At 67.3% G+C, this 8,531-nt stretch carries 4 protein-coding genes; all 4 read right to left on the bottom strand.

Going from position 1 to position 8,531, the window contains the following annotated elements; genetic code table 11:
• Nucleotides 1-5,406: Ig-like domain-containing protein (locus VTU_RS0114145; RefSeq protein WP_010105219.1), on the bottom strand; the 5,406-nt coding region annotated here is incomplete at its 3' end.
• A 335-nt stretch (nt 5,407-5,741) separates the two neighbouring features.
• A complete protein-coding gene (locus VTU_RS27345) occupies nt 5,742-7,007 on the bottom strand; it encodes an ABC transporter substrate-binding protein (protein ID WP_050809512.1) in 1,266 nt (421 codons plus the stop codon).
• Between the two features lie 85 nt (nt 7,008-7,092).
• Nucleotides 7,093-8,097: a CobW family GTP-binding protein gene (locus VTU_RS0114135; protein WP_010105215.1), complete on the bottom strand. Its 1,005-nt coding sequence runs from the start codon at nt 8,095-8,097 to the stop codon at nt 7,093-7,095.
• The gene (locus VTU_RS0114130; RefSeq protein ID WP_010105213.1) at nt 8,097-8,414 is read right to left on the bottom strand and encodes a hypothetical protein; all 318 of its coding nucleotides are present in this window, start codon (nt 8,412-8,414) and stop codon (nt 8,097-8,099) included. Before VTU_RS0114130 ends, VTU_RS0114135 begins: the two co-directional genes overlap by 1 nt.
• Nucleotides 8,415-8,531: the final 117 nt, after the last annotated feature.

Genomic DNA, 8,531 nt, shown 5'->3' with positions numbered 1-8,531 from the left:
GTAGTTGGCGCTGCTGACTGTGCCCACCCCGGCGTTGCCTGCGGCGCCAGTCACGCCTGCGAGGTTCACGCGGATGGTATTCGCCGCGTCGTTGACGTTGGCCGTGGGCGTGAAGGTCGCTGTCCAGACCGTGCGCTCGGCGTTCGCCGTGGGCGCGCTCAGTGTGCCGTTGGCGTCGCTGAGCACGACGTCGCTGGCGTCGAAGCCGGTGACGGGCTGGTTGAAACGGAAGCTGACGGTCGTCGTTTCTCCGGCCCTGAGCTCGGTGTTCGCCAGCGTGATGCTGGCGTAGGGGAGCGTGGGCTCGACGGTGTCTATCTGGTAGTTGGCGCTGCTGGCGCTGCCGACGCCTGTCCGGTTTGCGCGGTTGGTCACGCCGGCCAGGTTCACGCGAATGGTGTTGCTCGCGTCCTGCACGTGGGCCGTGGGCGTGAAGGTCGCCGTCCAGATCGTGTTGAGTGAATTCCCCGTGAGCGGGCCCAGCGTGCCGTTGGCGTCGCTGAGCACGATGTCGTCTGCCGTGAAGCCATTCACTTGACTGTTGAAGACAAAGGTGACGGTGGTGGTTTCGCCGGCCGTGAGGTGGCTGTCGGCCAGCGTGATGGTCGCGGTGGGGCGTACGGCCGTGGTGTCGATGGTGTAGCTCGCGCTGCTGGCGTCGCCTTCGCCCGCGTTGCCCACGGCGTTGCGCACGCCCGCGAGGTTCACGCGGATGGTGTTGCTGGTGCTCGCGGTGTTCGCCGCGGGCGTGAAGGTCGCCGTCCAGGTCCTGCCGTCGGCATCCGCGGTGAGCGGGCCCAGCGTGCCGTGGGCGTCGCTGAGCACGACGTCCTCCGCGCTGAAGCCCGTGACCGCCTCGCTGAAGGCGAAGCGGACCGTGGTGCTCTGGCGCATCGTGAGGCTGGTGCTGTCGAGCGTGATCGTGGCGCCGGGGCGCACGGTGTGGATGCTGTAGCTGGCGCTGCTGGCCTGGCCGACACCCGCGGCGGCCCCGGTGTCGGTCACGCCGGCGAGGTTCACGCCGATGGTGCTCGCGGTGCTGTTCACGTTGGCTGCGGGCCTGAAGGTCGCCGTCCAGGTCTTGCCGTCGGCGTTCGCCGTGAGCGCGCCCAGCGTGCCGTGGGCGTTGCTGAGAATGACGTCGTCTGCCGTGAAGTCGTTGACGCGATCGCTGAAGGCAAAGGTCACGGTGGTGATTTCGCCGACTATGAGGTGGTTGTCGGCGAGCGTGATGGTCGCGGTGGGCGGGACCGCGCGGTTGGTGGTGTCGACGCTGTAGCGGTTCCCGACGTCGGTGTTGGCCTCTCCCTCGGCGGACGTGTTGCCCGCGAGGTCGCTGACTCCCTGTGCCCCCAGCCTGACGGTCAGCCGGACGTCGGACACGGTGGTCCGGAACGCCGGGGCGGTGATGGTCGCGGTCCAGGTGGTGCCGCCGTCGGCGGAGTTCAGGTTCGACAGCGTGCCACCGGAGGCGCCGGCGGAGAGGCTGATGTCGTCGAGGTCAAGGCCCGTCACCGGTTCGGTGAAGACGATGCTGAGGGTGAGGATTTCGCCGGCTCTGAGGACGCGGTTGTCCGCCTCACCGGACCCGTGGGTGACGCTGATCCGCTCCACCCGGGGCCGGATGCTGTCGTTGGCATAGGCTTGGTCGTAGGCGATGTAGTTCCTCCCCGCCGTGTCGCCGCTCACGTTGCCCCCGCCGACCACGTTGCCCACGAGATCGGTCATGTCGCGCAGCTTGAGCACGATGAGGTTGCCGGCCGTGTTGTCGGCGGACGGCGACTTGAGCGTGGCCTGCCACGTGGTTCCGCCGTCCGTGGTGCGCAGGTTGGACAGCGTTCCCCGCAGGCCGGCCGACTGTTCCTGCTGGGTCAGGGGATCGATGATCGCCAAATCCGCCAGCGTGAAGTTGCCTGGATCCAGTGCCTTGGAGAAGGTGATGGTGATGGTGGTTTCCTCGTTCGCGGCCAGGCGGCGGTCCGCGATGAGCAGACTGCGCAGCATGGGTTGCACGGTGTCCACGGCGTAGTTGGCGCTGCTCACGTTGCCGACCCCGGCCGTGCCCGCGGCGTTGCGCACGCCTGCCAGGTCCACGCGGATGGTGTTGTTCGCGGCCTGGGTGTTGGCCGTGGGCGTGAGGGTGGCGGTCCAGGTCTTGCCGTCCGCACCGACGGCCAGATTGCTCAGCGTGCCGTTGCCGCTCGTGAGCACGATGTCGTTCGCGTCAAAACCGGTGACGGCCTCGTTGAAGTGAAAAGTCACGGTGGTGCTCTCGCCCACGGTGAGCGTGCTGTCGGCGAGCGTGATGCGCAGGCCGGGGCGCCCGGCGACGGTGTCGATGTCGTAGCTGACGCCGGTGGCAACCACCCCCTCGCCCGCGTTGCCCGCCCGGTCGTTCACGCCGCGCATGTTCACGCGAAAGGTGTTGTTCGACGAGGTGATGTTGCGCGTCGGCGCGCTCAGGTTCGCGGTCCAGACGCTGCCGTCGCCGGTGGACGTGAAGTGCGACAGCATGCCATCGCGCAGACCATTCACCAGCAGCACGTCGTTCAGGCCAAAGTCCGTCACCGGTTCGGAGAAGGTGAAGCTGACCAGCGCGCTTTCGCGGAATTTGAGAACGGTGTCGGTCTCGCCCGCGCCGTAGCTGATGCGCGTGCCGAGCAGCGTGGGCCGGACGGTGTCCACGCTGTAGCTCAGGCCCGTGGGCAGGGTGTGAAAACCCGCGCTGCCCGTGCGGGTGTTGACGCCCGCGAGGTTCACGCTGATCGGGTTGTACGCCGATGTGACGCCGGCGCCGGGGGCATGGAGCTCCACCTCCCAGGTGTCGCTGCTGCCGTCGGACCCGGGCTGCCAGGCGGTGGACACTTGGCCCACGCTGCCGCTGCCGGGGGCCAGGATCACGTCGGAGGCGTCAAAGCCCTTCACGGGCTCGCTGAATTTGATGGTGGCGTGGACGGTATGGCCCATGCCCAGTTGGTTGTCGTCGATGCTGTGGCCGGTCCTGGCCAACGTGGGCCGCACGGTGTCCAGGGTGTAGGTGTTGCTGGAGACCGGGTCGCCCAGGCCCGCGTTGCCATGCGGGTCGCGCAGGCTGTTGGTGTTCACGCGGATCACGCCGCTGGCGTTGCGCGTGTCGGACGGGGGCGTGAGGAGGGAGGTCCAGGTTTTGCCGCCGTCGGCGCTCACGGGCGCGTCCAGGATGCCCGGGGCATTCGAGAGGTCCAAGGCCGCCCTGAGGCTGGTTTCGCTGACTTCCTTGGAGAAAGCAAAGGTGACGGTGGCGGTTTCGCCGGCACTCAGGTGGGTGTTGGCGACCGTGATGCGGTCGATCTGGGGCCGCACGGTATCCACGGTGTACTCGGCGGACTGGTACATCCCGGCGCCCGGATTGCCGTCCTCATCCTTGACCTTGGACAGGTCCAGGGAAATGCGGCCCACGCCCTTGCCCATGGTGACGTTCGGGGTGAATATGGCGGTGCAGACCCTTTCGGTATCGTCCCATCCCCGGACGAACAGATCGCCCAGGGGCGAGACCACGTGCCGGATGAAGTCCTCATCCGGCAGCGGGACGTTGAACGCGAAAGTCACCCTCACGGCCTCGCCCCGGATCAGGTAGGAGTCGCTCAGGCGGATGTCGACGCGATTCAGCCTGGCGCTCCCGCTGCTGCTGGACGCAGCGTTCTCTATCGTGTACTCGCTGGACTGGTACACCCCGGTGGCCGAGTTGCGGGCCTCGTCCATGAGGCCCGCCAGGTCCAGCGTGATGCGGCCGCGGGCCCCGTGCACATTCGCATCCGGGGTGAACGTGGCGGTGTAGATCCGGGCGTTGTCGGCGGCCCTGACCAGGTTGGACAAGCGGCCATGCGGCGCCACCACGTCGGGGAGGGTGAAGCTGTCCTGCACCGGCCCTTCGTCGAACTCGAAGGTCACCGTCGCGGTCTCGCCCGGGGTCAGGTGGCTGTCGCTGAGGCGGATGCTGACGGTGCGGAATCGGGCGGGCGGCAAGTTGTCCACGGTGAACTCGGCGGACTGGTACACCCCGGTGCCCGCATTGCCGTCGCTGTCCTGGAGCTTGGACAGGTCCAGCGTGATCTGGCCTACGGCCTTGCTCGTTTTGTTGTGCGGCGTGAACTTGACGGTGTAGATCTTGGCGTTGTCCGGCTCCCTGACCAAGTCATGCAAGATGCCAAGGGGCACCACGATGTCGCTGACGGTGAAACTCGACTCCAACGCCCATCCGTTGAACTCGAAGGTCACGGTCATGCCCTGGTCCAGGGTCAGCAGCGTGTCGCTCAGGCGGATGCTCACGCGATTCAGGGCGGGGTTGCTCGGCGCGTTGCGCGGCATGGTGTCCACGGTGTATTCCATGGACTGGCGCACGCCGGTGCCCGGATGGCCTTCGTCATACGTGTTTCGCCCGTCCGAGACATGCATCAGGTTCAGGGTGATGCGGCCGACGGACCGGTTCGTGTTCGCATTCGGTGTGAACGTGGCGGTGTAGATCTTGTCGTTGTCCGGGTTCACGACCAGGTTGGACAAGACGCCATTGGGCGCCACCAGATCGGTGAGGGTGAAACTCCCGCTCCACGGTCCTTCGTCGAACTCGAAAGTGACCGTTATCTCCTCGCCGGTCAGATAGTCCTCGCTGAGGCGGATGAAGACGTTCGTGACGTTCGCCGGTGGCATGCTGTCCACGATGTACTCTGCGGACTCGAACACCCCGGTGCCATCATTCCCCGCGTCCGTCGAATCCCTGAGATTGGCCAGGTCCAGCGAGATCCGGCCCACGACCCGGTTCTTGTGCTCAGTCGGTGTGAATGTGGCGGTGTAGATCTTGTGGTTGTCGGAGTTCTGGGTCAAGTCGGACAGCGTGCCATGGGACACCCTCACGTCGCTGATCGAGAAACTGTGCCACCACGGCTCTTCGTTGAACTCGAAAGTGACCGTCATGGTCTCATCACGGCTGCTCACAACGTTGTCGCTGAGGCGGATGCTGACGTGGTTGAGATGGGGGTTGGAGACCGGGTCGGGTGACCGGGTGTCCACGGTGTACTCCACGGACTGGAAGGTCCCGCAGGGCCGCGTGCCGTACTGATACAAGATGTCGTTCAGGTCCAGGGTGATGCGGCCGACGGCCTTGCCTGTGTTCTCACTCGGTGTGAATGTGACGGTGTAGATCTTGGTGTCGTCGGAGTCCCTTTTCATGCCGGACAAAGCGCCATGGGGTGTATCCATAGGGACACCCTTGTCGGTCCCGTGGGTGAGTCTGAATCTGGCGAACGGACCCCACCACGGCGGTTCGTTGAACATGAAGGTCACCGTCATGGTTTCCCCGGCGGTCAGATAGGTGTCGCTGATGAGAATGACGACGCTGCTTACGTACGTGGAGTGGGAGTACTGGCCCATGGGAGATTCCTTCGATGAATAATTCCGTTATAACGTAAAAAATAGCATGTAACAAAATCCCCGCCATTTTGTTCCGGTCCAGTGGCCAATTCGTTGCATTACAGCGCGCGCGGGAAGCGCGCACGGGGCTGCCATCCCGTGCGAATAGAATGACAAGTGCAATGACAAGTGCAATTACAATCGCTATTACACGTGCTACAAGAAGCGCGATTAAAAGCGCAATAAAAGTTCCGGGATTAACGCAGCCATTGCGCGGACAGCAATGGTCCGGGGCGGGAACTGCGCTGCCAGGTACCGGATTCGGGGCGTCCGCTGGCGACCCCGTGCGCGCATGCTCAGCGCGGTCCGGTGGCCCCGGCGGGGATGGCTTCGCCGATGAAGTCCCTCCAGCGCCGTGCCAGATAGTTGTGTTCGTCCATGGTGGTGTTCCAGACTGCGATCCGGCTCGCCTTGCGCGCGTACGAGCCACCGGAGCGCAGTGCGCCGGCGCGCACGACGACGCGGCCATCGGGGCCGCGCAGGTCGCAGGCGGCGGGCCTGCCCTCGTACCAGTAGTCCCACTCCGCGGGCGCGAGCCAGTCGCGCACCCTGCCCGGCGCCGCCATGTAGCAGCCCTGGCGCGCCATCACCGCGCCGGGCCAGCCCGAGAGCCACCAGTTCAGATAGTCGTAGGCCACGCCGAGCATGCGGCCCTTGAGCTGCCGCGACAGGCACATCCCGCCGTGCCAGGCGCGGTAGCCCTCGCGCGGCACCACCTCGATCACCGGAACGCCTTCGGCGGCCAGCGCGGTCAGCGCCGAGGCCCAGATGCTTTGCCCGCCGACGATGCCGCCTTGCATCAGGCGCACCGAGTCGGCAGCGGTCTTCCAGAATCCGCCGAAGTGGCCGCGGCGTTTGCGTTCGAGCAGGATGCCGATGAGCTGGTCGATTTCGCGCAGGCTCAGATTGCCCATGTCGCGCGGCTCGAATTCGCCGCTGGACCGGGCCGCCAGCGCGGCGTCGAAGACCCCGATCGCCGGCTCATCCACCAGCGCGATGCGGCCGCTCAGGCGGGCGTCGAGCAGACAGCCCCAGCCGATCTCGTCGCCCATCAGCGCCCGTATCTGCGGGGTCACGGCGAAGGCGTCCATGTTGTGCACCGCGGGCAGCATCGCGATCCGCTCCGACTGCGCAGCGCCCAGCGTCGCGTCGGCTTGCACGTAGAGCTTGCGCACCGGGGCGTCGCCACAACCGAGCGGCGCGCCGGGGGTGATGCGACCGATCTTCGTCAGGTCGCTGACCTCCGCCCAGAGCGCGATGCGCCGCAGGTCTATGGGCTGGATTGCATGCCAGAACCAGACGATGTCCAGGCTGTGGAAGCACTGGTCGTAGACGTCGTAGCTCTCGGTCTGCGTGGCAGCGCGCTGCTGCGCGGCGAGAAAGTCGAGTCGCTCGAAGTGGATGCGGATCCCGAGGTCGGCCTCGGCGCGCTCGCGCACGCTCTCGAGCAGGGTGATTTCGGTGCCCAGCACGCGCAGACACGGTCTGCCCCCGGTATGTACGGCGGGTGCCTGCGGGTCAGCGCGCGCGGCGCGTGTCGTCTGGGCGGCGGATCGCGGCATGGGAGTCTCCAGGGCCGGTGGCAGGGACCATGCAGCGGCGGCGGCAGGGTACCCGGTCAAATAGCAAGCACCACGCCACGTGGGATCACGCCGTCAGGTAGCGCTGAAAACCACGCCACGAGGCCTGCACCTGTTCGGGCGCAAGGCCTTGCACGATGAACACCACGCAGGATGCACGCAGCCCCTCGGGCCAGCGGTCCAGGTGCTGCGGCGGGTGCATCAGCTGCTGCACGCCGTGGATGGCCACCGGCGTTGCCGCGCCATCGACGTGGAGCAGGCCCTTGACGCGCAGCACGCGCTCGCCATGGCGATGCAGCAGCAGCGACAGCCACAGGCTGAACGCCAACCAGTCAACGTGGTTTCCCGGCTCCAGCAGAAAGGAGGCGATTGCGCCCTGCGCGCCGCCATGCGGCAGCGGCGCGTAGCGGCGCTGCCGCGCGGCGTCGAGCCAGCGCCCGAGTTCCTCGCTCTTGCCGGTTTCCTGAAACATGTCCTGGCCGAGCAGCGCCTGCACGTCCAGGGCCTGCGCTGTGGCCCGGCAGACCAGCGCCGCCGGGTTCAGCTGCGCGAGGGTGTGGAGCAGGGATTGCAGCTGCCCGGGGCGGACGAGCTCCGACTTGGTCACGATCAGCCGGTCCGCGACGGCCACCTGCTTGCGGCCTTGCGCATGGCGCTGGAGCTGCCCCTGGGCGTGCACGGCGTCCACCGTGGTGAGCACGTTCGCGGCGCGCAAGTGCTGGCGCAGCACCGGGTCGTGCATCACGGTGGCGAGCACCGGCGTCGGGTCGGCCAGCCCGGTGGTCTCTATCAGCAGCCGGGTGAATGGCGCCGTCGCCGCGCGCCCGAGCAGGCGCTGCAGCGCCGCGCGCAGGTCGCCGCGGATCGTGCAGCAGACGCAGCCCGAGGCCAGCAGCACCAGGTCGCCATCGACCGCTTCGACCAGGTGGTGGTCTATGCCGACGGCGCCAAACTCGTTGATCAGCACCGCGCTGTTGGCGAACGCCGGGTCGCGCAGCAGCCGGTTCAGCAAGCTCGTCTTGCCCGAGCCGAGAAACCCCGTGAGCACGTTCACCGGCAGCCGGTGGTCCATCAGCCGCCTCCGTCAGGCGCGGGCGGCGGGTCCAGCCACTGCGGCGCGAGCGGGTCGATGGCGGCGCCGCTGCGTCGATCGAGCGCGAACCAGACCTGCGCGAGCGATTCGGCCAGCTCCTGCCCGCCGGTGGCGCCGCTGACCAGGTACGCGCAGCCCTGCCAGTCGCTGATGCGCACGCTGCGGGTGCGCGCGATGCGGTCGAGCAGCGCAACCATGCGCGCCCGCTCGGCGCGTGCGGGCCGCTCGCGCCCGATCCCGGACTGCGGGCGGCTCCAATCGGCCGCGCCACCCAGAACGCCACATAGCGCGCACATGGACCGGGCCTGGCGTCAAGTCCCCGGCGCCGGTTCGCGGCGCGCAAAGTCGTCGGCCATTTCGTCCAGCGTGACGAAGCGCACGCCCGGGTGCGCGCTGATGTAGGCGTACAGGCG

This window comes from Verminephrobacter aporrectodeae subsp. tuberculatae At4 (assembly GCF_000193225.1).
Lineage (GTDB): Bacteria > Pseudomonadota > Gammaproteobacteria > Burkholderiales > Burkholderiaceae_C > Acidovorax > Acidovorax aporrectodeae.
This window is presented reverse-complemented; position numbering and strand designations above follow the sequence as displayed.

Bases quoted from the DNA above. Each gene is read 5' to 3' on its own strand.
- VTU_RS0114130 (WP_010105213.1), bottom strand. From the start codon at position 8,414: ATGTGCGCGCTATGTGGCGTTCTGGGTGGCGCGGCCGATTGGAGCCGC.
- VTU_RS27345 (WP_050809512.1), bottom strand. From the start codon at position 7,007: ATGCCGCGATCCGCCGCCCAGACGACACGCGCCGCGCGCGCTGACCCG.
- VTU_RS0114135 (WP_010105215.1), bottom strand. From the start codon at position 8,097: ATGGACCACCGGCTGCCGGTGAACGTGCTCACGGGGTTTCTCGGCTCG.